Here is a 23,788-nt window from a genome sequence, read left to right on the forward strand (position 1 = left end):
AGGCATTCGTAGTTCTTTCCGCGGACGACCGTTACCGGTCAGACAGGACATTTGGACGATTACCCAGGGTGCACTTGAGTTAAATGCTGGATCGCAGCACTAAGAGCTTGTGATCCGTCACCTTGAATTACTGCCCTTTGGCTTAGAGCTTTGGTAAAGGTAGATTTCATGAGCGAAGCCGCACCTAATTTGGCAGATTTGGCCGACATTCTGAGCGCGAGCAACGATTATCGCGTCCAGCGACGTCTTAAATCGCGCTCGAATATTACGCAGCCTGACGGAACGCCAACAAAGACTGCGATTCTCGTAGATGTAGAGACGACGGGCCTAGATCTTCAGAACGATGAGATAATCGAGCTGGCTATGATCTCTTTCACTTACTCTCTCGATGGAAGAATTTTCGAAATTGGCCAGACGTTTCAGCATTTTCAAGAGCCCAGTCGCCCAATTTCGGCCGAGATCACCCGGATCACCAATGCCATGGTGGCCGACCATAAGATTGATATTGCAGAGGTTGCTACGTTTGTCAGTTCTGCCGCTCTGGTGATCGCTCACAATGCTGGGTTTGATCGTCGCTTTGCGTAGCGGTTGAACGCTCACTGGTTCCTGACACTTGCGGGTGCACGCGAAAAGTTCGAGGCTTGGCGCAGAGACTACAATTAGGTCCGCCTACATGGGGCGATTGGCAACATGACGCCCGTCTCGCTGCATATTCCCGGTGACGTATCCAGTTCGTTACTGTGAAACCACGTCGGAAACTCTACCATCCGGCGGTCCAACGTTTGGAAGCAGGTCAATAGATGGAAAACTCCAACTCAAAATGGCTGGTTTTTGGGGAGCACGTCAATATGTCCATGGGTCGTTTAAAGATTTATAATTATACTATTGTCTCAGGGACTATGCCTCTTTAAACTAGCACGAGTTCTAAGATGAGGAAATCCACTATATGCACTTACTAATTAACAAGATGGGCCTTCGCCGAGAAGATGGGGATTGGGAGGCTGACACTGTCCGTTATGAGGTAGTCGATGATTCGTCTCAGCCTAAAAATATTTTGGGCTTCTTCACCACGCCAGCAGAGGCCATCTCTTTCACGCTAACTGAGCTTCAGAAAGAAAGGGATAAGCTTGTCGTCGAGATCAGAGCCATAGACGCACAAATTTCCTATCTAAACTCCAACCCGACTCCTCACTGTAAATAAGAGATATCTCAGGCGCTCTCAGTTGGACTTTGACGGTTTTACTCGATTGATCAAAAGCGAATCGGTGCGGGATCTCTGCTCGAACCTGAATGAGGAGAATATTTACAGCATGGGATGCAAGATAATGAAGATCGGCACGGATTTCTAATATTCTGTCGGTCTTGACTAGTATGCGATAGAATGTCGTGTGCTGGTATGAGGCGTTGTCTTGTCGCAGAACCGCTTCTTCGTTACTGCGGGCTGCGCAGTTGTGAGATTTAGCTTCTGACGCAGTTTCTCTGCCCTTGTTCCCGATGAATGCTATCATCATTGAAATTGACGACACACAGCAACTGTGCGTAGTCCGCAAGACTGCTGCACGTGGTATCTGTCGTTATTCAGATCGCTCTCCGCATGGCGGACATTATTGGTTCAAATCTATCACCGTGGTGGGCCGGGATCCGATAGTCTGCTTTTGGGGTAAAGAAGATTAAAGCAGACTTTGCATTGACTGGACGCCTTGGCAGTTCTCGACCAACCTCGACCCTTGCGTGTTTCTACACGAATATCTCTTGCTGACAGAAGCCACCATTCGCCGCTCGACTCCATTTCAGCAGCGTCAGCAAATATCGTTGGTTCACTGATTGTGAGTCCCGCATCATTTCGATAACGGTCGGCCAGATAGGGTGGAACATGGATCGGGCATTCACTCTGTTCGACAGCATGGCTCGCTCAGGTGGCTTTCCAGTCAGAAAGCCGTTTGGTGAGTTCCAATCTAAACTTCTCATCTTCGCAGCAGTCGATCGCATCTGTGAGCAGCGTCGTAGCCGTATCGGGATCTGTAGGACGTAATATATCGGCCTTAGCGGCGAAAAAGGTCGCCCGATACTTTGACGGCATGGACATCGCTAGCCCCTTATCGATAAGATCAAGGGCACCCGGGTCTCCTGTGCCTCTTGCCGATTCAGCACGACGAAGGTACCAAAATGAGCCGCGTTGACGCTCGGGGATCTCATCAAGGATCCCACCAGCTCGTGCCGGATCGCCATCCATCAGCGCCGCATCGGCGTAGTGCACCGAGGCAAATGGGGACACCCGACGAAGTGCCACAAAGAATGATAGCGCCCGCTTGATCTCTGCTTTCGCTTCGGCTGCCTTCCCCAAACGAACGAGCATCTTCGCTGCGGCAATGCAGATACGCCCTACGGCAACGCGCTCGTCATCGTCCTCGGACGATGACGGGTCGCCGAGGTTAATCTCCTCAAAGATCTCAAGGAATAATTCGGGTTGACTGTAAGCCCAGTCGGGTCCGAAAGCTGCAAACGCGCGGACGGGCTGCGACTCCCCTGACCATGTTGCGGCTTTGATCATCTGGGCCATGAACACGCCGTATCGGTTTGTCATTTCACGGCTAAACTGTTGAAGATGCCCACGGCGCATAGTCGCGAGTAACTCTATTAGCGTACTGATTTGCACGGAGCCTGGCTCCGATTGTTCCGCCTCAATGATATTGAACAGCAGTGTTTTTGCACGGTCAGATTCGTCGGTGAGCAACCGAGCCAGTTGTAGCATGGACGGGTAGGCAACCGGATCGTTCTCGATTAGCTTCTCGAAGCTCGCCTTTGCTTCCTGCACTCTGCCTAGCTTCAACAGCGACTTTGCCCGGTGATGCCGGATGGTTGTGAGACTTGGAGATGACGACCCCACTCGCCGCTCAAGATGGTCGAAAGTCGGCATACGGCCTTCGAGTTCATGCTTCGCGGCCTGCTTTTCGCCTCGATCGCGCATGTTGCGGTAGCTGATTTCAATCGCTTCCACTACACTGAGCACCCATTCGCGCTCCGGGCCGTTGACAGAGCCTTCCGCATCAGTTGCTGGATCCCCGATCAGTTCCGGATTGAGATCGCAGGGAGCGGCGCTGTGTAAATACGCGTAGCGTAGTATCCCCGCTTCAGGTCGCTCGGTGAGCAGCCGCGTGAGGAGCGCACTGTGACGGCGCGCCACGCGCACGAAATCGACTTTTTTCGGATCAATGGCGGCGCGCAGTAGCTTTTCCAATTTTGCGCGCAGGTCTTGTTCTGCGATTGGAATTTCTGTGCTCAACGCCTTGGCGGAGGCATAGACAATGTCATGCAGACGTTCGGTTCCTTCTTGACTGCGCATGAGAAATGCCCAGCGCTCCAAGTCAATAATGCCGCTCTTGCCCATGATACGCTTGGCGAGCAAGGAATCGAGGGTCGCGGAACCGGCCCACAGGAACGGAGCAAGACGGGAGCCGAGCACGGCAAGATTGCGGCGAACAATCCGCTGCGCAACCGTCTGCCTACGGTCGTCAATCGCAGACGGTAGGTAAGCGCATTCCTCCACGAGCTCTTCCCATGCGACCTGCTCGTCCCTAACTAAGCCGTTGAGTATCCGGAGCAGCAACGGATGGGCGCCCACGGCATCGAAAACCTCCTTTAGGACGGTCGACGGACACGGCGTCGGTGCGCCGGCCGACAATACCTCTTTCGCGTCAATTTCAGAGAGCTCCTCCAGCTTCAGCGGATCGGCGCCCCAGGCGACCTGGGACGTGAGTAGGACGTTGGAGGCTGGCCCGCACTTTGCTGCTAGGGCATCAAGATCAAGGTCGACGGTGACGTTATCGAGAACCACTAGTGCACTCTGCGTCCGGAGGATGCCAATTACATTAAGTTTGTAGCCATTACTTCGGACGTCGAAGGCATCGAGCTCAATTGCGTCCTTTAGGTCGGCAGCATCGACCCATATAATCTGCTCGTATTGATCTCGAACAGCGTGTGCCACCGCGCAAGTCAACTCGGTCTTTCCGATCCCGCCCATCCCGGAGATCACGACGCAACGGTCGTTGTCCAACCTACCCTTGACCGCGTCGATTTCATCTTTACGACCGCAGAACGCCCTATCGAGGTCGGGGACCCTCTGACTTGCCGCGTACTGCTCATTTATACGACGCAGATTGGGCAGAATTGGTGCGATACGCTCTATGATTACATCGTCAAGGAGGCACTCCTTGACGATGTAATCGGCAATATCCTGCCCCGCATAAACGTCGATCGTCACTCCGAGTGCCAGATACCTCGCTCTGCGCTTGCTTTGCCGAGTGCGGGCCGTCGGACCGGCATGGCGCGTGCTAAAGATTCGCCAATGACGGATATGGGGAGCAGCACGTCGCAGATGTCGGATGTCATGCCGAAGCTTCGCCTCCGTAGAGTTGAAGAAATCCTTGTCAGAACTCGCCTCGGACGCGCTACCGTCCGGCCATAGTGCATCCAGTGCCCCCGATACAGGCGCTCCCTGTAGGTTGAGTCCGTTGGCCTGCACGGTCGCGCCAGCCATTTTGTCCCAGATAGGCTTGAGCAGCTTTTCCAAACTTGCACCGCTTACGCCTTGTAGATCCTCTAGCAGATCCCGCACGAAACGTCTGTGAAGCTCGTCGTTCAAGATGCCCTCCAAATCGTTCAAATCTTCTTGTCGCCGCTTCGTGCGAGTGTGTCTGAAGAAGATTACCTCGCCAAGCTTTCAAGCCAAGGCTTAGTTTTTGCTGGCCCGCGCACGACAGCAGGCCAGCCAGTCACCAGATCGGAGACGGCCTCTCTACCTAACTTGAGGAGGGTGACGGGAAAACGCTCGGAAGCCCGCTTCGGCCAGGAGCTGTCCTTCATTGGTCCAATCGTAAATGGCGCGACTTAGTCCCGATCTCGAGGATTGATCCAAGTGAGGGTTAAGTCCGCTATTGGAGAAGGCAATGGGGCAGCACAACGGCCGGGTTTGGCGCGAAGCTGTCGCGAAGATCGTTCATATGAACTTCCGATCGGCTGATCATCCTGCCCAATAGCAGACGTTCCGCTTTCCTGAAGGGTTTCGGGCGCCGCGAGGCGTACGAAAGTCTGGGAAGACCGAACCCGCGACACCGGGACTCAGTTATGGGGAATTTGCAACTGGCGCCGCCCCGGGGGAGAGCCTGAGCCAGAACATACAGGTGCGTTTGTGGAACTGGAACGGGTTTTTATGACCGGATCTGCATGACGCGATGACAGAATTTGCGGTGCAGACAGCGATTTTCCCGGCTTTTCCGGTGATGCTTACAGGAGCCCCGGTTTGCCGGAGCGGAGCCACTCCGACATCGGGATCGGTCATGCTGTAATCTCTGCGGGCTGTCATGGTGATCCCCCGGCCGGAGCAGTCGCCCGGGGTGGCCCTCGGGGCTGGCACCATCGGGGAAGGATCTGGATGACGACCATCGGACCACCACAGCATGGGCACGGCGGTGGCGTGACCGGTTCGGTTTCCGGGACTTCTGGCGCTGGTGTGGACATGACATTCAGCAGTTCCCGCACCCGGGCGAGGCTGGCCTTGCGGCTGGAACTGGCCAGCAGGCCATAATGGCGGATGCGATGAAATCCCCGTGGCAGGACATGCAGCATGAAGCGGCGGATGAACTCATCCGTGGCGAGTGTCATGACCTGCTGCTGGTGGGCCGTGTCCCGCCGGTAGTCCTTGTAGCGGAACGTCACGCCGTTTTCGTTGAACGCCAGGAGGCGGCGGTTCGAGATGGCGACACGGTGGGTATAGCGTGACAGATAGGCCAGCACCGCTTTTGGACCGGCAAACGGGGGCTTGGCGTAGACGACCCAGCGCCTGCTGCGCACAGGGGCCAGATACCGCAGGAAGGCACGGCGGTCTGCCAAAGGGGCAAGTTGCCCCCGGAAGACCAGCCGATCGGCGTCGAAAAGTGCCAGCAGCCGGGTCAGGAACAGGCGGCGGAACAGCTTGCCCAGCACCCGGACGGGCAGCAGGAAGGCCGGGCGTGACGAGATCCAGCGCCGGCCATCGGGCGAGAGACCGCCACCCGGCACGATCATGTGCACATGGGGATGGTGGGTCAGCGCCGAACCCCAGCTGTGCAGCACGGCGGTGATGCCGATGCGGGCACCCAGATGCCGGGGATCGGCGGCGATCGTCATCATCGTCTCCGAGGCGGCCTGGAACAGCAGGGCGTAGAGAACGGCCTTGTTCTGGAGCGCGATGTGGGCGATCCGCGCAGGCAGGGTGAAGACGACATGGAAATACCCGACCGGCAGCAGATCGGCCTCCCGCTCGGCCAGCCATGTCCGCGCGGCGTTCCCCTGACAGCGCGGACAATGACGGTTGCGACAGCTGTTATAGGCGATCCGCCAGTGTCCACAGTCCCCGCAGGCCGCGACATGACCACCAAGGGCCGCCGTGCGACAATGTTCGATCGCCGACATGACCTTGAGCTGCTGCAGGGGGAGACGGCCGGCATGGGCTGACCGCCAGGCAGGACCGGCAGCCCGAAAGATGTCCCCCAGTGCGAGGGAGGCGGACATGACCGCCCCTGCTCCGGGATCAGCCGTCGGGCCTTGCCTGCGCCGTCGTCAGCATGCCCAGCCTGTCGAGCGGACTGATGACGGCCCGCACGGTCCGTGTCGCAACTTTTGTATAAAGGGCCGTGGTCTCCAGGCGGGAATGACCCAGCAGAACCTGGATCACGCGGACATCAACACCATCCTCAAGCAGGTGCGTGGCAAAGCTGTGCCGCAGGGTATGAGGCCCCACACGTCTGGTGATCGAAGCAGCCCGCGCGGCATCGACAACCACACGATGGAGCTGCCGTGTGCTGATGGGCCTCATGGTGTCCTGGCCGGGAAAAAGCCAGCCACCGGAATGCATCACGCCCTGCTGGCGTCCGGCCTTCCACCACTCCCGCAGCAGGGGCAGAAGGTCTGCCGGAAGCATGGCGTTGCGATATCGTCCCCCTTTGCCCCGTTCGACCCTGAGCAGCATGCGCTCGCTGTCGATATCGCTGATCTTGAGAGCGGCGACCTCGGCCACCCGCAGGCCTGCCCCATAGGCGACCGACAGGGCGGCCTGATGCTTGAGGCATACGGTCGCGTTGAGCAACCGGGCAACTTCATCACGGCTCAGCACGACGGGCAGGTTGCGGGGCTGCGCTACCCGGACCAGCCTGCGTGCAAGGTCGGGGCGGTCGAGCGTCTGGGTGAAGAAAAACCGCAGCGCCGACACGATGGCATTCATGGTCGGTGTCGGCATGCCAGCCGCGTTCTGCGCAATCTGAAACTGGCGCACATCCTCGACTGTTGCCGTGTGGGGTGAGCGGCCCAGAAACGTGGCGAAACGGCCGACATCGCGAAGGTAATTGCGTTGCGTCTCCCGGGAGAACCGCCGCACCGCCATGTCATCAAGCAGGCGCTGGCGAAGGGGACTGATTGCAGCAATGCACAGGGACTCTGTCATCATCCGGCTCCTTCTGGTGGGAAGAAGCCAGAGTGCTTGACCAGATCAGGACAGTTCCAAATAAAACAGATCGCTCACGCCGTGGTGACAGACCTGCACACCGCACCAATCCCGCGCAGCGGGTTCGTTCTCCCCCCCAAAGCTGACAAACTTCTCCTCTCCAGCGCCAGTCAGAACCTGGAGAGGAGAAGATTCCCCCGGCTACGCCCACGGCGCTCATACCCACAGCGCCGCAGCACCGGAAAGACGTCCTGGGCCCACCGGCCATGCTCGGTGTCTTCCATGATGAGATGATCAGGCCACAACGTCGCTGGCGCCTCGCGAAAAAACGGCAGCAACGCCCGGTCTTCATAACCTTCGATGTCGATTTTCAGAACATGCACGGCCGTCACATCGCAGGCCTGCAGAATGTCCAGAAGCGGACGGATACGCACTGCGGCACCGTGCCCGGCACCGACCCGACCGCCGCCGAAATCCCCGTTCATCTGCACGAGCTGACCGGAGCCCTCCTGATCCCCGACGGCGACACGTAAGAGATCGGCCTGCATCCCGTTCAGCCTCATATTGGTCGTCAGGCGCTCGAACAGCACCGGGTTCGGTTCAACGGCGATGACACGGGCTTCTCTCTGGGCGGCATAGAGCGAAAAGAACCCCATATTCGCGCCCACATCTACAAACGTGCCGCCTTTCGGCAGATGACGCCGCAGCCATTTCAGCTCGCGATGATTGTAGCACGCGCCACACACCGCCGATTTTGCATCCGTCTGGTTGTCCTGCGGGTAAAACCGCACCTTCAACCCGAACAGGGTCGCATCGACAGGACCTGAGGAGCAGTCTCGTTTGAACCGTTCCATGAACGGCCGACGCAGACGGCTGTACCCCAAGGGAGTGTTGAAGAAGACTTTCCGGATCTTCTTCTGCGCCTCTGTCAGCGGATAGGATCCAAAAGACAGGACACGCGTAAGGCCGTATCCGTCCAGCACAATGTGCTCAGAAGACGGGTCTGAGTGTTCTGACATAAGAGATGATGACCGTATGGAAGGGAGTAACGGGGCTTCGATGAAGCAAACGGCAGGGTCAGGACGCGCTGTGTCCGACGGACCGTTCCGTCACAGCTTCCCGACCTCGCGACAAAGTTGGAGCAGGCTGCCCATCCGCTGTTGCAGCACGGCGCCGAGCACCATCACGCCCTCCAGCAGACGCGCGCCTTCCGTGTCCGCCCGCAGACTCTCGAGGCGCCCTTTGAGCAGCGCATGCTCGATCTCGATCAGACGCAGCACGTCATGCAGGCCAGCATGCAGGTCCTCGAGACCGGCTGGACGGGGTGGTGGCAACAGTGGATCTTCAGGCATGACAATCCCTTGGACAAAAATGTCGGTTTCATGCGAGGATCTGACGATGACGAGTCACGGGCCACGCAACATTTCGATGCCAAGAAATACGGTTTTTCGACTTTCATATCAAGCGGAATATCGTATTGATACCTCATTTCCGAATGAGGACCCTCTGCGTGCCCCGACATTCCAGGCGAAAGCGTAAACTCATGGACGACCAGATCCGCCTGATGCGCGAGCGCGGCGAGCGCCTCCGCGAAGCGGCGCAGAGTATTGGCATCACCCATGCCGCCAAGGCGGCGGGCGTGCCGTATACGACCCTGAGAGACTACATGAATGGCGGGGAGATGAAGTTCTCCGCCCTTGCGTCGCTGGCCCGGGTCTGCGGTGTGTCCCTGGACTGGATCGCCTTTGGCACGGCCGGCGGCTCACCCTCCGGGGCGACAACGGTCCAGACCACCTCGACCCGTCAGATCGTTGTGCCCTGGTATGATCATCATGAAGACGGCCTGCGGATTGGCCGTGACTGGTTGCAGAGTGTCATTCCCCGAGACCTCACAGCTCTCTGCCTTATCAGCAATGCAGGGGATGCGATGGAGCCGACCCTGTCCTCGGGTGATCTGGTCATCGTGGACCGGAGCGTCACGACCGTGACGGGCAGCGCGCTCTATGCGCTGGAGAGTGCTGGCGCCATCCTGATCCGTCGCCTTGACCCCAAACTCGGTGGCGGGGTCCGAGTGATTGCTGACAATCATCGCTACCCGCCTCAGGACGTTGAGGCCGATCGCCTGGAGTGCTTCAAACTGCTCGGCGAAGTGGTCTGGATCGGCGGCGTGCCTCATCCCTGAGGCGCTCACGATATACGGGAACCTGTTTGAATAAATAGGCGCATATCCGTATTGACGACACACGGGAAATCGTAGATCATCTGACTTGTTGAGTTCATCGTGTGTGCAGGGCTGTCCTGCCACACAGGAACTGCAAGGAGCTGGCGATGATGTCTTTGTCCCGTTGTGTCTTCCGGTCTGGCCCCTGTTCCTGCCTGTCAGGGGGCGCCTGACATGGTCGTCTCCACCCTTCTTGTGCTGATCGTTCTTCTCCTGCTGGTGCTGGCGCTCGGATCGTCGGTCAGGCTGTTCGCGTGGCTGAAGGCGCGCGACATCCTGCCTCCTGCGGCGCTGATGCTGGGTACGGCGTTGGTGATCCGGGTCGTCTTCCACGCCCACTGGGGGAGATAAGCGCTCATGACGTCTTCAACAGACGGTCTGTACAGCGAGGCGACCGAAGCAAAACGCGCGGCCCGTCTGGCTGACTATCTCGAAGAATACGGGGCTGAGGAAGACGAGACACGGCTTCTGCTGAGATATGTCTCGTGGTTCGGAGCGGGTGCCTGTCTTTTGTGCGGCATCGCCCTGGCTCTGCCCTGGCATCCGCTCTTTGCGTTCATTCTGGGCATGAGCTGTTGGACGGCTCCGCGAGAACCGTTTCTCCGGAAACTGAAAGCTGCTGAAGACCGCCGCAGGCTTCGCGGGCTGGACTGAGACGGTCCGTTCGTTTTTCGGCAGGTCGCCCGCTTTTTTCTAATTCTCCCGTCATCGACTGTTTTGCAAAAACAGCAAAGGATCCCGCATGTCTGCACGTCTTCTCAGAACCCTGGCCGTCACATTGTCTCTCACCGGACTGGTCGCCCTGACAGGCTGTGCCTCGGAAGGGAACGAAGCTCTTAAAAACGAGACCAGCGCCTCCATTGATCAGAAGATCCATGATGGTGTGACCACCAAGGACCAGATTCGGGCGCTGTTCGGAGATCCGCGCGAAAGCACGTTCACTGATAGCGGTCATGAACAGTGGCGCTATGCGTTTACCAATGCCTCGTCTGACGCTGCCAACTTCATTCCGCTCTATGGCGACCTGCATCAGGGCACTCATGGCACGGAAAAGACACTGACCGTAATCTTCAGCGGCGATGTCGTCTGGCACCACACCATGAATTCTTCTGCCGTCAAAACCGGCAGCGGGCTGTTCTGAGGTTACAGAAGAAAGTCCCCTCTGCCGTTGAAAGCAGAGGGGATGATTCAGGCCGGGGAAGACCGGAAGGCCTCGTCCGACCCAATGGATATATTGAAAACAGCTCTCTGCTAGAATGGAAATGTAGGTTGATGACCTACTCTTCCAGCATGGCAGGACCTTGAGGCAGACAGCTCCACTCTGCGGCCTGGCCGAAGGGTTCCTCCTCGCCAGGCGGTGGAGAGACGACATTTCCTGACAATACGAGCAGCCGGTTCAGCGGCTCCCATTCCAGCAGTGTTTCAAGCAGAGCCGTTGCGCAGTTCAGACGCAGGAAAGGGCTGTCCCGCGTCAGTTCTGTCATCAGGTCCGTACGCAGTTCGAGGGCGGATTCCTGCAACCCACACGGCCGCAACCACGACGCCCGCTGTCGTGCGAGCCGGTACAGACAGAGATCATAAGGCGGTTGATCCTGCGGCCCACCCATCACGCAGCGCAGGAAGGACATGTGAAACCCTGCCAGAACAAAAGGTCTCGGCGCATCCACCGGCATCAGGGCGCGGAACAGGGGATCGCTGATGGTCAGAGCGGGTTGCCCGTGCTCGTCAAGACTTTCCTCAAGATGACCCGAGGCGCGCCGGGGTTCCCCCAGCCAGAGCAGGCTGCGCCCTTCGACAAACCCGTCCCTTTGCAGCAGCGTGACAGGAGCGCCCGCATAGGGCGCTCCTTTCTGATCCGGCGTCATGTCGAGCAGTTTCAGGCGCGTGATGGGCCAGCGCGGCAGCCGGATCGGACCAGGGGTCATGACCCGCCTCCCGCGCGCAGCTGCGCTACCAGGGCGAGGAAACGCTTCTGTAACTGCGCTGGCTCAAGGAGGTCGTTGAGATACCAGATCTCGGGCGTAAGGCACTTCTGCCGGTAGACCTCCAGACGCCGGTCGAACTGCGCCAGAAGATTCGCTTCGCAGTCATTGCGCGTCACGCGGTCCGCACCGCAGGCGCCTACAATTTCGATATGCATGACACGTGACCCGAAACGGATCGCGAAATCGGAATAGAACCGTGGCTGCTGAGACGGGTCGAGGGCAATTTCCAAGTCCAGCGCGACATCCCGCGGAACAATGGGTTTGATCGCCTCATAGGCAATCCGCTCCGGGGTTGAATTCAGCCGGGTTCCGTCAGAGGCAACGCGGCCATGGCTGGGCAGACCGGGCCAGCGCTGCTCGACCCTGCGCAGGAGACCGGCCCAGACGCCGGGTCCTTCATCACCCAGTTGCGTGAGATGCCGCCCCGCCGGCTGAAGGTAGCGGAACAGGCTTGAGGGCGGCTGTGCCTTCAGTTTGTAACTGATGTCACGATACAGATCGAGATCGTCATCCGTGGGCTCGAAAAATGAGCGCGCGTGACGGGGCACGGTCGCCGCAGCGACCGGGATTTTTGTAAGAAGCATGAAGCATCCAGATTTTTGAGAAGATGAAATAAAGGGACAGGCCGACGCTGTCGGGCCGGTCGGTGTCAGGTGTTACGGGCGATACTTGAGGCCGCTCCCAGGCACCTGTCCGGTCCAAAGGGTTTCGATCAGTCGGGCCGCGGCCTGAATACGGACGAGATCGGAAGCCGGATGAACGCCCGAGCGATCTTCCGCTGCAAACCGGGCCAGAAGTCTTTCCGGATCATCTCCAATCCCTGCCAACTCTGGCGCAAGCTGCAGCATCAGAGCGGCAAGGGTCATGACCTGCGGCGTTTTCGTTGAGCAGGGCCCGAGCCAGGCCATCTCCTGCACCCCCATGAGCAGGACGAGATCCGGAAGAAGGACAGCAGAAGAGAGGATGCTGTCTGTGCCGTCCTCTCCTGCACCCGTGAAGTCTGGCATGGGCTGGTGCAGGATCTGGTCCCACAGAGCCTGCCGGTTGGCCGGGTCCTGATCGGCGGACAGACAGGGAAACCACAGCCCCAGACGTTCGGCCACGGGCACGGGCTCAGTCCGGGACAGGACAAGATCGTACAGACATACCGCACTCCCGGTCGTCCTGAGCGGAGCGTCCCGGCGATCACGGGAGGAGACAAGACCCATCAGGCGGACAGCGAGGTCCGTGCGCCGGAAGGGCGTCATGTCCGGTCTCCTACGCGGTCCGTCAGCGCCCGGTTCAGGGAACGGATCGTCTGCGCCAGAACGATCAGCGTTCCCTCAAGCCGGGTGTCGCTTGTGAAGGCTCCGGGCTGCGCGATCACATCGCGCAGTATGGGAAGAACAATGCCTGCCAGGACGGCGTGAGCATCAAAAAGCGTGTCGAGTTCGGTGACTGATCTGGTCATTGCGAAAGGCTCCAAAAAGAGGTAGCCCAGAGAACGAGAGAGAAAATCCTCGCTCTGGTCGCACGGCGACCATTCCAGCTCACGCCCCGCGTGAGCCCATCTGGGGTGAGGACCAGCCCGGCCCTCCCTTGCGAAGCCAAAAAAACGACAGACCCCCCCTGATCATTTCCCGTCATGAGAGAGCGAGAAAGGTTGAGTTCTGCACCGCCGCCCTCAGGGCGGCGCGACCCCGGAACGGGGGCGCGTGCAGGTCCGGATGACGCGTCACAACGTGATGCGGACGCCCCCGGCGGGGCACGAACATGAAACGGTTTCAAGGGACTGTTTTAAAAGGGTTTTTGGAGCCTTGCTCCAAAAACCCGGTATCGTGCCATCTTAAGCGATCTGGCAGTACGATTTCATGGCGCATTGCCATGGTCTGAGGTTGCTGATCGGGTATCACCCTGATCCGCCCTCGTCGTGTGACGCTTGAATGACGCATCCCGGGTCCGCGCGATGGCGACATGACGCATGGATGACGCGTCACGGAGAGTGTTCGGACCGGCATGACGCATGAATGACGCATGCGTGACGCGTCATCGGGCTTTTGGTGGATCTTCAGGGCGATCAGCAGAATTCATGCATTTTGCCACAGAGGCGGGGATGGGGTTCTGAAGGCGCTGGAACCATTCCTTATCCGGAAAAATTATTCAGCGATTGAGGCCCGTTCAGGCGTCTGGATCTCCGATGTCAGAGTTTTTCCAGGTGAAGAGCGGGGCGCTGTCAGGATCGGGACGCTGAGGCTTTGCGATTGCCTCAGTGGATTGCCCTGCACAGAAGCGTTCCCAGGCATGCATCATCTCGGAACGCCTGTTGAAGAGATCCCCCCGGCGATAGGCGGCCTCAACCTTGTCACCGATGGCATGGGCCAACGCCATTTCGGCGACCTCCCTCGGAAAGTCGGTTTCTTCGGCCGCCCAGTCCCGGAAGCTGGAGCGCAAACCATGGATCGTCACATCCTTCGTGCCTGCGGCCTGATGGAGGGCCTTGGAGACCGCGACATCGCTCAACGGCGAACCGACCCGGCCACCAGGAAAGACGAAACTGTCCTCACCGAGACTGGATCTCAGGGTCTGGACTTTATACAGCAGCGCCATCGCTCCGTTCGTCAGGGGCACACGATGCTCCCGCCCGGCCTTCATCCGCTCGGCCGGGATGGTCCAGATCTGTTTCTTCAGATCGATTTCCGACCACAGGGCCTTTCGGACCTCGCCAGACCGGGTTGCGGTCAGGCAGACGAACCGTGCGGCCAGAGCTCCCACACCATGCTCGGCGCTGAGCCGGCTGTAGACCGGCGGGAGGTCGCGATAGGGCAAGGCGGCATGGTGCACCACCTTCGTGACTGCCGTGGGTTTGGGGAGGATGTTGGCCAGATGCCCCCGCCAGCGGGCCGGGTTCTCCCCCTCGCGCCAGTGGTGGCTCTGCGCATAGTCCAGAATACGCTCCATCCGTCCACGCAGCCGTGTTGCGGTTTCGGTCGTGCTCTCCCAGATCGGTCGCAGGACGGCGAGAACGTCCTCTGTCTGGACGCTGCCAATCGGTTTCTGACCGAGGATGGGAGAGACATGCCGCTCCAGAGAGCTGCGCCACATGGGCGCCGAGCGCGGATCTTTCCAGCCCGGCGCCTGTTCGGTGATGTACTGCTCGGCAACCTGCGCGAAGGTGCGCTCCTGAACATCAGGTCCCTTCTGTCGGGCTTTTTCTTCCAGGGGGTCGATCCCCTGCAGAAGCAGGCGCCGGTTCTCGGTCGCCTGGAGCCGGGCATCGGCCAGAGAAATATCCCGGGCGGGACCGAGTCCCATTTCCCGTCTTTTGCCGGTCTCAGGGCTTTTGTAGCGGAAAGTCCAGGCCCGGGTGTCGCCGCGGACAGTGATCCATAGATTTCCGCCATCACCATAGACCCCGTCTTTGAGGGAGGCGACCTTGCGGGCATTCATCTGGTTCGGCGGAAGCTTGCTCATGGCTTTTTAGTCCCATCTTCCGTCCCACCTTACGGGATAGGTTTCAATGCGTCTATCTGCTTCTTCAGGATGGCATGGATTTCTGTAAAATCATGAAAAACAAGGGTTATTGCACCGATCTGCTTTTCCGTGATGCCCCAGGTCGGCGGACACCCTCTCCGCCAGAAGATATATTCTATGACATTCCATGATGCGCATCCGGCCTTGAATTCGGCGGGTTTCCGACGATTTTAACGATCCAGAGCGTACTGTGGCAATCCTTGAAGCGCATGCAATGCGGGGGTAGTTATGGGGGTATCAGAATGGTCCTGGGGGTATCGATGCTGACAGATGTCCAGCTCCGGCGCCTTGCCCCGAAAGACAAGGCTTACAAGCTTGCAGACGCAGGTGGTCTTTTTATTCTCGTCCAGCCGAACGGATCGCGCCTCTGGCGTATGAAGTATCGCTTCGGTGGCAAGGAGAAACTCCTTGCATTTGGCACTTATCCCGAAGTGACGCTCGCAAAAGCCAGAGACGCCCGGGATCAGGCACGTAGCGAGCTCCGTGCCGGTCGGGATCCTTCATTGACCCGCAAACAGCGTCAGGCAGAAGCCCGACAGACAGATCGCCAACTCAGAAACGTTGGAGAAATCTGGATCGCTTCCCAGGCCTCGCGCTGGACCCCGCGCCACCGGAAAAACGTCGAAACAAGCTTGGAGCGGTTCGTCTGGCCTGATCTGGGCTCTCTCAATCTTGACGATATCACTCCGCCAATGGTGCTCGCGACCATCAGAAAGATCGAAGCCGGAAGAGCCAGGGAAACGGCACGCCGGATACGTCAGAGACTGAGTGCGATTTTCCTGTTCGGCATTGCCCACGGTCTGGGCACACAGGATCCCGCAGCGGTCATCAAGGGGGCACTCGTTCCGCTGAAAAAAGGTCGTCAGCCCGCCATCACCGATCTGGGGGAACTGCGCGATCTGTTCCGTCAGGTTGAAGCCATTCCGGCTCACCCTGTGACGTTACTGGCGCTCCGCTTTCTCGCCCTGACCTCTGTACGTCCCGGCGAGGTCCATGCCATGGGATGGCACGAACTTTCAGAGGATCGGTCCGTCTGGCTGATTCCGGCAGAGCGCATGAAGATGCGTCGGGAACATGAAGTCCCCCCTTCCCGACAGGCGCGCGAGATTCTGGAGGCAGTTTTCCTGCTGACAAGCAAAGGGCCGCTCGTTTTCCCAAACAACCGATGGGCGCATCGCCCGATGAGTGAGAACGCGTTCAGTTATCTTCTTCAGCGGTCAGGATATTCTGGGCGCCAGGTTCCGCACAGCTTTCGGGCGTCATTCTCGTCAATCATGAACGAACGCTACCCGTCCGACAGGGCCATCATCGACCTCATGCTGGCGCATCAGAACAAGGATCGGGTGGAAGCAGCCTATAATCGTGCTCTTCATCGTGAGCGAAGAAAAGAACTCGCTCAGATCTGCGCCGATCTTCTTATGGAGCACGCTTCACCCCCAGCCGATTTTCTCGGTCACCAAAAGCGATAGACAGCCACCTCCATCTTTCAGTGGAAAGCAATACCAGATCAAAGAGCTTGATAAGGTCGGCCCGCATGTCCGGCGCGATAGGAACATATCCGCCGGATCTGGCAGGACAGCCGTGCTGTTTATGGTGCGCGCAAGGTGTGGCACAGCCTGCACCATGAAGGGCGACAGGTGGCGCGTTGCACTGCTGAGCGCTTGATGCACAAGATGGGTCTGAAAGGGTGTCATCCGGGGCCGGAAGGTCATCACGATCCGTCCGGATACGGCGCGCCCCTGTCCCGATGACAGGGTCAACCGGCAGTTCCGGGCCAAGGCCCCCAACCAGCTCTGGGGCTCGGACTTCACCTATGTCCAGACCTGGAATGGCATGGTCTATGTGGCGTTTGTCATTGGTGTGTTCGCCCGCAGGATCGTGGGCTGGAAAGTCTCGACCTCCATGACCACCCAGTTCGTGCTCGACGCCCTTGAACAGGCGCCATCTGGCAACGAAAGCCTGCGGGAAATAAGGTGCTGATCCATCATTCGGGCCGTGGATCACAATATCTATACCGAACGCTTGGCCCTGGCTGACATGGACGCCTCAGTCGGCACGGTTGGTGACAGCTACGACAATGCACTGGCAGAGACCATCAACGGTTTATACAAGGCCGAGGCTATCCATCATCTGGGGTCATGGAAATCCATGGCGCAGGTCGAATAGGAACCCTCAAATGGGTGGACTGATATAATAACCAACGCCTGCTGGCGCCAACCGGCTACAGGCCGCCCGCCGAAGCCGAACGCGCCTTCTATGAAGATCAGAGCAGACTTGATATCGCTGCCTGAGTACTGAACAAATCCCTCTCCGGTAAGCCCTGGGCAGTTCACCCAGAAGGGCAATGGGAGATCTTTTTCCACCGCTTAAACACAGCTGCTAGAGCGTTTTTGCTATGACGCCAAGCCATGGACTTAACCAGCCCAGACCCTCAGATGTCGTAGAGCGGGGATTATATTCGCACCCAATCCATCCGCGATAACCAACACGGTCCAGCCATTTGAAAAGATAAGGATAATTGACCTCACCCGCGTCTGGCTCATGCCGATCAGGGACGCTAGCCGCCTGAATATGGCCGATCGATTCAAATAAGGTCTCCAATCGCACCACAAGGTCACCCTGCATGATCTGCGCGTGATACAGATCGAACTGGATCTTCACATTATCCACCCCGATCAGGTCACAAACTGCCTTCGTTTCTTCCTGATAGTTCACAAAATATCCGGGCATGTTGCGCGTATTGATAGCTTCGAGAACGATAGTCAACCCAAGAGACTTCGCTTGTGAGGCGGCGTATTCAATATTCCGCAGATAGGTTTCCATCTGTCGTTCATACGGGATGTCATGATCGCGCAGACCGGCCATGACATGCAGGCGGCTGTTCCCGAGAACCTGAGAGTACTCCAGTGCCAGCCCGATCGTGCGCTCGAACTCCTCTTCACGCCCAGGGAGTGCCGCCAATCCACGCTCCCCCTGATCCCAGTTTCCAGGAGGGGCATTGAACAGCGCAACATGCAGATCGTTTCCCCGGACGCGGGTCTTCAGGTCCTGCCTGTCAAAAGCATATGGGAACAGGAATTCGACGCCTTTGAACCCATCGCGCGCGGCGGCGTCAAAACGCTCGAGAAATTCAAGCTCCGGGTAGTTCATGGTCAGGTTTGCGGCAAAAGCGGGCATGACGTGAGACTTCCTTTGTGGTGAATTACGAGACGAAAGGCCACAGGATGCAGGTTGCCAGAAACCCCAGAATACCAAGGGTCGTTGTCAGAACAGTCCAGGTCCGCAGACCGTCTGCCACATCAATTCCGGACAGTTTCGTGAAGATCCAGAACCCTGCGTCGTTGACGTGAGACACCGATAGCCCTCCTCCCCCCATGGCAAGCGCCAGCAGAGCAAGCTGGTTGGGGTTGGCATGCATCTCGGCAATCATGGGGCCGAGAATTCCCGCAGTCGTCACAAGGGCCACCGTCGTCGACCCCTGCACCGCGCGTAGGATCATGCTCAGAATAAAAGCCAGTGCGAGAACAGGCAGTCCGGTTGTGCGGAGCATGTCAGAGATGACGTGGCCAATCCCACTTTCCACCAGGATATTTCCGAATACGCCGCCACAGCCCGCAATCAGGATAACCATCGCGACGCCAGGCACTGCTGAACCGATAACGGTCGAGACCTGCTCGAGGCTCCATCCCCGTCGCAGACCCAGCATATATCCTGCAAGAAGCGTATCAAGCAGAAGGGCTGTTATCGGCGAGCCAATGAGATGGGCAGTTCCGGCGTAGGAATATCCGGGCGGAAGAAAGATCGACAGCATGGTCCCCAGCATGATGAGGACGATCGGAAGCAGGATCAGGCCGACAATCAGCCAGAATCCGGGAGGCTCCGCCGAAGGCAGCACGTGAACGGAGGACTCTGGCCCAGCCTTGAACATCTCCCCTTCACATCCGCTGACCGCTGCGCGGATGTCTGGCGCGTAAGTGAACTCGCGTCGCGTCATGCGCTGCGCAATCAGGGCACCCGCTCCACAGACGAGCAGGGTTATGGGGACCCCGAATGCCAGAATACGCCCCATATTCGCACCAATCTGCGCTGCGGCAGCGGCAGGCCCCGGATGGGGTGGCAGGAACGAATGCACCGTCAGCATGGCCGCGCACATCGGAAGTGCGAAAGTCATGAGAGAGCGTCGGGTTACGTTCGACACACCGTAAAGCAGTGGCATGACCATGATCACGCCAACCTCGAAAAAGACCGGAATGCCGATCAGAAACCCTGCGAGCGTCAGGGCAAGCGGGACGCGTCTGTTTCCGAAACGGGCGATAAGATCGCGTGCGAGAACCTGGGCGCCCCCTGAAATCTCAACGATTTTCCCGATCATGGCCCCGAGGGCGATGATGATGGCGATGTGTCCCAGCGTCTTGCCCATCCCGGCTTCAATTGCAGGGACGATCTTGGCTGCGGGCATCCCGGCAAAAAGGGCGACAAACATGCTGACGATCAGCAGCGTCAGGATCGGATGAAGCTTGAAACGGATGATCAGCACCAGCATCAGTACGATGCCGGCAATGGCGCTGACCAGAAGAACCATCGGGGTCATATCAGGACTTCTCCTGCTTTCGAAAAGGCCAAGTCAGTCCCATTTCACCCCGAACACAGCCGCAATCTCCGCAAGTGCGGCATCACCCAGCGGTACAGGCCGGGGCGTGGTCATCAGCCACAGGCGCGCGGTTTCTTCGAGTTCCGCAAGCGCATCACTGGCACTTGTCACACTGCGTCCCCACACGACGGGCCCGAGCCGATCCAGCATGACGCCGTTGACGGAGGAAGCCAGTTCAGCCACCCGGGCGGCCGCTTTCGGCGATCCCGGACGTTCATAGGGGATCAACGGAACACGCCCGATCTTCATGACCTGGTACGGTGTGATCGGGGGTAGGATGGCGTTTTCGGCGTCCACACCCGCTAGGGTCAGCGCAACAAGATGAGTGGAATGTGTGTGGATGATCCCGTTGCAGTCCGGTCTCTGCTCATAAATTCTGCGATGCAGGGTTACCGTTTTGGAGGCGCGCGGTCCGGAAACCTGATTGCCTTCAAAATCGGTTTTGGCGATTCCTTCGGGCGTAAGGCGTCCCAGACACACGTTCGTGGGCGTAATGAGCCAGCCATCCGAGAGACGCGCGCTGATATTTCCCGCACTTCCGCTTGTATGCCCACGCGCATACAGGTCCCGCCCAATCGCACAGATTTCTTCGCGGCAGGCTGTTTCATCAATCATGACTGATCTCCCGACAATGCCAGCAGCGCTTTTTCAAAGAAGTCGGCCTCTCCGAAATTCCCTGATTTCAGCGCAAGTGCGAGCGGCACGCTGCCCGTTGACACGGTTGCAGGAACGCCTGGTGCAATCGGCGCGCCGATACACAGACCTTTGACACCAAGGGACTGAACAACGGCTCCGGACGTTTCTCCCCCGGCGACGACAAAACGTCTGACACCTCGGTCTCTTAAAGACCGTGCGATAAGGCCCAGCGCATGCTCGACCATTTCTCCCGCCTTCTGAGCGCCTATCGCGGCCTGCACCTGCCTGAGTTCATCGGCCGGGCTGGTTGCATAAATGAGAACGGTCTGATCGGTATGAGTGTCGAAGAAGGCAATCGCCTCCTGCACAACCGATTCACCGGCAGCCAGCTTCATGACATCAATCCGGTACGCTGGCCGTTCCGCCTCAATCCACCGCGCCACCTGAAGATTTGTCCTTAGAGAACCACTGCCGGCGAGCACAACCTCTTTCCCTGCCACGACCGGCAGAACAGCAGCATCCGCACCGGACAGATCGTTATGCGTCCTGAAATTGTCAGGCAGCCCCAGCGCAATCCCCGACCCGCCCGTGATCAGAACATGATCATGGCAGGCCTGTCCGATCACTTTCAGATCAGCTTCGGAAATCGCATCGACAATAAGAAGGGTAGCCCCCTCAGCCTGAGCCTTCTCGATCGCTGCCCGGACATGTTCCGCGCCCTTCAGGACAGTCGGAAGATCAATCAGTCCGACAGTTCCCTTTGACTGTGCCTGAAGCACGCGTACGAGATTGGCGTCCCTCATTGGTGTCAGAGGATGGTTCTGCATCCCGCTTTCATTGAGAAGCGCACGACCAACAAAGAGATGGCCATTATAGACCGTACGTCCATTACCGGGAAAAGAGGGCGCGGCAATCGTGATCTGCTGTCCCAGGGCTTTGGCCAGAGCTTCCGCAACCGGGCCAATATTGCCATGCTCCGTAGAATCAAAGGTAGAGCAGTATTTGAAAGCAATCTGTCGACAGCCTGCGCCCCGCAGGAAGTCCAGAGCGGCCAGTGACTGCGCCACGGCGTCCATGGGCGCAATCGTGCGCGACTTGAGGGCGACGACGATGGCTTCGGCATCCGCGATCATCGGATCGTCTGCCTCAGGAATTCCGATGCTCTGCACCGTTTTCATACCAGCACGGACCAGCGTGCTGGCAATGTCGGTCGCGCCTGTAAAATCATCGGCGATACAGCCGATAAAGGCTCCGCGTCTGGTCATGCTTTTTCTCCCCCATCGGAAGGGGGAAGTGTGATTCCGGGAAAAATCTTGATGACTGCGGAATCATCTTCCCGACCATGCCCCGCCGCAGACGCATTGAGGAACATTTGATGCGCGGTCGCCGCCAGAGGCAGGGGAAATTTCGTCCGCCGGGCCGTATCAAGCGCCAGACCAAGATCCTTGACGAAAATATCCACCGCTGACAGCGGTGTGTAATCTCCTGCAAGAATATGGGGCACCCGGTTTTCAAACATCCAGGAATTGCCGGCACTATGGGTGATGACTTCATACAGGGTCGCCGGATCAGCGCCTTCGCGCAGGCCCAGTGCCATGGCTTCGGCGGCCGCTGCGATATGAATGCCCGCCAGATGCTGATTGACGATTTTCACACGTGTGCCGACACCGACTTTAGCTCCAAGCCGATAAACCTTGCCTGCCATGGCAGGCAGAAACTTTTCGGCACGGACATAGGCGTCTTCAGGGCCGGAGGTCATCAGCGTCATCTCGCCGGAAGCCGCCTTGGCGGCCCCCCCGGACATCGGCGCATCCAGCAGCCAGATATGGTGCTTTCTCAGACGTGCCTCGAGCCCTTCAATGAAGGCTGGCGCTACAGTCGCACAGGAAATGACCAAAGAATCCGGTTTCAGCGTCTCGATCGCTCCCTGTTCTCCGAAGAGGACCTGTTCTGTCTGCTCCGCGTTCACAACCTGAATGATCAGGGCGTCACAGGCCTCTGCGAGAGTGGCGGGCGAAGTATATGCATTCCCTCCTTCAGCTTCGAACGCAGTCAGCGCTTCCGCACGCACGTCATATGCACCCACACGAAACCCTGCACGCAGCAACGATTTCGCGACACCATGACCCATCGCTCCAAGGCCGATCACTCCGATCTGACCTGCCTGATCCTTACCGTGCATCGTCATCCCCCATCTGAAGCGCTAAAGTATTTCTTGCACCCTCCGTACAAAGCAGAGGCGCCTGAAAGACAATAATTCACAGATTTTATGATAGGTCTAATGCACAAACTGTTATGTTTCATGTTCCTCATGTTATGTTGAGTCCATGCAAGAGAAGCAGCGTTTACCCCCGTCCTGGTTCGTCGATATCCGGCTGAAATTCCGGCATCTCCAGCTATTGCAGGCTCTTTCACGTCACAACACGCTTCAGAGTGCCGCTGAAAGCCTCGGTCTGGCGCAGCCAGCGGCATCACGGCTGCTGGGGGATCTCGAAGATGTGATTGGTATTCCCCTCTTTCAGCGGGAGGGACGCCGTCTTGTGATCAACGCTTATGGCAGCGTACTGACCCGACACGCCAACAACTTGCTCGATGAGCTTGACCGCACCCGCGACGAATTCAATGCCCTTCTCTCAGGCGGAGCAGGGAACGTCTCCATCGGTGCGATCGACGGGCCCGTTGTCGACCTGCTGACGACGGCCGTGCTCAATATCCAGCGTGACAACCCGGGTATATCGCTCGAAATCCGTACCGGATCGAGCATTGGTCTTTTCCATGACCTGATGAACGGGGATATCGACATCATGATTGGTCGGCCGCCGGAGGATACGCGGAGCATGGCGTGTCATTATACCCCGATCGGAGAAGAACCCATGGTCATCGCGGCGCGTCAGAACCATCCTCTTTTCAGGAAGACAACTCCGGTGCGGCTGGAGGACATGGTGCCTTTTCCCTGGATCTTGCAAAGAAAAGGAGGAAAATCACGCAGCAGACTGGAGAGCATCTTTCAGGACAGAAACCTGCCGCTCCCGAAAGATATCATCGGCAGTGACTCTCTGGTGATGACACTCGCTTACCTGGAAAAGACAGACGCATTGACAGTTCTCTCCGCTGCGGTCGCCAATCAGCAGGCCAAATACAGACAGATCCAGATTGTCTCGTCTGATGTGAACATCGCCATTAGTTCATACGGAATTCTGATGCTCAAATCCCGCAATCAGTCCCGTCCCACCATGACGGTTCTCGACGAACTGGAAAAAACGTTGCGCCCGGCGATAGGAGACTGAGACTGCCGGGCGTCCAGATGG

At 58.2% G+C, this 23,788-nt stretch carries 22 protein-coding genes and 2 pseudogenes; 9 read left to right on the forward strand and 15 right to left on the reverse strand.

Annotated features, from left to right (window positions below):
* Positions 1–168 precede the first annotated feature (168 nt).
* Positions 169–585 (forward strand): exonuclease domain-containing protein, encoded by a 417-nt coding sequence (locus tag HKD21_RS06185; RefSeq protein ID WP_194254707.1) that lies wholly within the window; start codon positions 169–171, stop codon positions 583–585.
* Between the two features lie 3 nt (positions 586–588).
* A pseudogene (locus HKD21_RS14620) lies at positions 589–744 on the forward strand (integrase core domain-containing protein); the annotation flags it as partial.
* Positions 745–1,912: 1,168 nt separating this feature from the next.
* Here HKD21_RS14620 and HKD21_RS06190 read toward each other — a convergent pair.
* From HKD21_RS06190 to HKD21_RS06210, 5 genes are all read right to left on the reverse strand, one after another.
* Positions 1,913–4,642 carry an NB-ARC domain-containing protein gene (locus HKD21_RS06190; RefSeq protein WP_194254708.1) on the reverse strand — a complete coding sequence of 910 codons (2,730 nt, stop codon included), beginning with the start codon at positions 4,640–4,642 and terminating at the stop codon, positions 1,913–1,915.
* Positions 4,643–5,358: 716 nt separating this feature from the next.
* Entirely contained in the window at positions 5,359–6,549 is a 1,191-nt protein-coding gene (locus HKD21_RS06195; protein WP_194254709.1) for an IS91 family transposase, read from the reverse strand.
* A 19-nt stretch (positions 6,550–6,568) separates the two neighbouring features.
* On the reverse strand, positions 6,569–7,480 hold the full coding sequence (locus tag HKD21_RS06200; protein ID WP_118963875.1) for a tyrosine-type recombinase/integrase: 912 nt from the start codon (positions 7,478–7,480) through the stop codon (positions 6,569–6,571).
* A gap of 167 nt (positions 7,481–7,647) precedes the next feature.
* Positions 7,648–8,496: an FkbM family methyltransferase gene (locus HKD21_RS06205; protein ID WP_194254710.1), complete on the reverse strand. Its 849-nt coding sequence runs from the start codon at positions 8,494–8,496 to the stop codon at positions 7,648–7,650.
* Between the two features lie 90 nt (positions 8,497–8,586).
* Entirely contained in the window at positions 8,587–8,829 is a 243-nt protein-coding gene (locus HKD21_RS06210; RefSeq protein WP_153431064.1) for a hypothetical protein, read from the reverse strand.
* 191 nt (positions 8,830–9,020) lie between these two features.
* Between HKD21_RS06210 and HKD21_RS06215 the strand changes: the two genes are divergently transcribed.
* From HKD21_RS06215 to HKD21_RS06230, 4 genes are all read left to right on the forward strand, one after another.
* The gene (locus HKD21_RS06215; protein WP_194254787.1) at positions 9,021–9,659 is read left to right on the forward strand and encodes a LexA family transcriptional regulator; all 639 of its coding nucleotides are present in this window, start codon (positions 9,021–9,023) and stop codon (positions 9,657–9,659) included.
* A 165-nt stretch (positions 9,660–9,824) separates the two neighbouring features.
* Positions 9,825–10,049: a hypothetical protein gene (locus HKD21_RS06220; protein ID WP_194254711.1), complete on the forward strand. Its 225-nt coding sequence runs from the start codon at positions 9,825–9,827 to the stop codon at positions 10,047–10,049.
* Between the two features lie 6 nt (positions 10,050–10,055).
* On the forward strand, positions 10,056–10,352 hold the full coding sequence (locus HKD21_RS06225) for a hypothetical protein (protein WP_194254712.1): 297 nt from the start codon (positions 10,056–10,058) through the stop codon (positions 10,350–10,352).
* Between the two features lie 88 nt (positions 10,353–10,440).
* Positions 10,441–10,839 carry a hypothetical protein gene (locus HKD21_RS06230; RefSeq protein WP_194254713.1) on the forward strand — a complete coding sequence of 133 codons (399 nt, stop codon included), beginning with the start codon at positions 10,441–10,443 and terminating at the stop codon, positions 10,837–10,839.
* A 136-nt stretch (positions 10,840–10,975) separates the two neighbouring features.
* Here the strand turns inward: HKD21_RS06230 and HKD21_RS06235 are convergent, their stop codons facing one another.
* The 5 genes from HKD21_RS06235 to HKD21_RS06255 all read right to left on the reverse strand — a co-directional run bounded on the left by HKD21_RS06235 (position 10,976) and on the right by HKD21_RS06255 (position 15,133).
* Positions 10,976–11,623: a hypothetical protein gene (locus HKD21_RS06235; RefSeq protein WP_194254714.1), complete on the reverse strand. Its 648-nt coding sequence runs from the start codon at positions 11,621–11,623 to the stop codon at positions 10,976–10,978.
* Positions 11,620–12,267 carry a hypothetical protein gene (locus tag HKD21_RS06240; RefSeq protein ID WP_194254715.1) on the reverse strand — a complete coding sequence of 216 codons (648 nt, stop codon included), beginning with the start codon at positions 12,265–12,267 and terminating at the stop codon, positions 11,620–11,622. Before HKD21_RS06240 ends, HKD21_RS06235 begins: the two co-directional genes overlap by 4 nt.
* Before the next feature lie 72 nt (positions 12,268–12,339).
* Complete coding sequence (locus HKD21_RS06245) at positions 12,340–12,930, reverse strand: hypothetical protein (RefSeq protein ID WP_194254716.1); 591 nt, start codon at positions 12,928–12,930, stop codon at positions 12,340–12,342.
* A complete protein-coding gene (locus HKD21_RS06250; protein WP_194254717.1) occupies positions 12,927–13,133 on the reverse strand; it encodes a hypothetical protein in 207 nt (68 codons plus the stop codon). The genes HKD21_RS06245 and HKD21_RS06250 overlap by 4 nt, the downstream gene beginning before the upstream one ends.
* A gap of 707 nt (positions 13,134–13,840) precedes the next feature.
* On the reverse strand, positions 13,841–15,133 hold the full coding sequence (locus tag HKD21_RS06255) for a tyrosine-type recombinase/integrase (protein ID WP_194254718.1): 1,293 nt from the start codon (positions 15,131–15,133) through the stop codon (positions 13,841–13,843).
* A 320-nt stretch (positions 15,134–15,453) separates the two neighbouring features.
* On the opposite strand from HKD21_RS06255, the gene HKD21_RS06260 reads away from it, so the two are divergent.
* Both HKD21_RS06260 and HKD21_RS14380 read left to right on the forward strand, forming a co-directional pair.
* Entirely contained in the window at positions 15,454–16,662 is a 1,209-nt protein-coding gene (locus HKD21_RS06260) for a tyrosine-type recombinase/integrase (protein ID WP_194254719.1), read from the forward strand.
* An 87-nt stretch (positions 16,663–16,749) separates the two neighbouring features.
* A pseudogene (locus HKD21_RS14380) lies at positions 16,750–17,484 on the forward strand (IS3 family transposase); the annotation flags it as partial.
* A gap of 88 nt (positions 17,485–17,572) precedes the next feature.
* Here the strand turns inward: HKD21_RS14380 and otnI are convergent.
* The 5 genes from otnI to ltnD are packed head-to-tail and all read right to left on the reverse strand — an operon-like array spanning position 17,573 to position 22,668.
* On the reverse strand, positions 17,573–18,370 hold the full coding sequence (gene otnI, locus HKD21_RS06280) for a 2-oxo-tetronate isomerase (RefSeq protein WP_194254721.1): 798 nt from the start codon (positions 18,368–18,370) through the stop codon (positions 17,573–17,575).
* 25 nt (positions 18,371–18,395) lie between these two features.
* The gene (locus HKD21_RS06285) at positions 18,396–19,784 is read right to left on the reverse strand and encodes a GntT/GntP/DsdX family permease (RefSeq protein WP_194254722.1); all 1,389 of its coding nucleotides are present in this window, start codon (positions 19,782–19,784) and stop codon (positions 18,396–18,398) included.
* Positions 19,785–19,817: 33 nt separating this feature from the next.
* Positions 19,818–20,459 carry a 3-oxo-tetronate 4-phosphate decarboxylase gene (gene otnC, locus HKD21_RS06290; RefSeq protein ID WP_194254723.1) on the reverse strand — a complete coding sequence of 214 codons (642 nt, stop codon included), beginning with the start codon at positions 20,457–20,459 and terminating at the stop codon, positions 19,818–19,820.
* A complete protein-coding gene (otnK, locus tag HKD21_RS06295; RefSeq protein WP_194254724.1) occupies positions 20,456–21,745 on the reverse strand; it encodes a 3-oxo-tetronate kinase in 1,290 nt (429 codons plus the stop codon). The genes otnC and otnK overlap by 4 nt, the downstream gene beginning before the upstream one ends.
* Complete coding sequence (ltnD, locus tag HKD21_RS06300) at positions 21,742–22,668, reverse strand: L-threonate dehydrogenase (protein WP_228121039.1); 927 nt, start codon at positions 22,666–22,668, stop codon at positions 21,742–21,744. Before ltnD ends, otnK begins: the two co-directional genes overlap by 4 nt.
* A 139-nt stretch (positions 22,669–22,807) precedes the next feature.
* Between ltnD and HKD21_RS06305 the strand changes: the two genes are divergently transcribed.
* Positions 22,808–23,767 (forward strand): LysR family transcriptional regulator, encoded by a 960-nt coding sequence (locus tag HKD21_RS06305; protein WP_194254725.1) that lies wholly within the window; start codon positions 22,808–22,810, stop codon positions 23,765–23,767.
* Positions 23,768–23,788: the final 21 nt, after the last annotated feature.

The sequence above is a fragment of the Gluconobacter cerevisiae genome, from assembly GCF_015244675.1.
Taxonomy (GTDB): Bacteria; Pseudomonadota; Alphaproteobacteria; order Acetobacterales; family Acetobacteraceae; genus Gluconobacter; species Gluconobacter cerevisiae.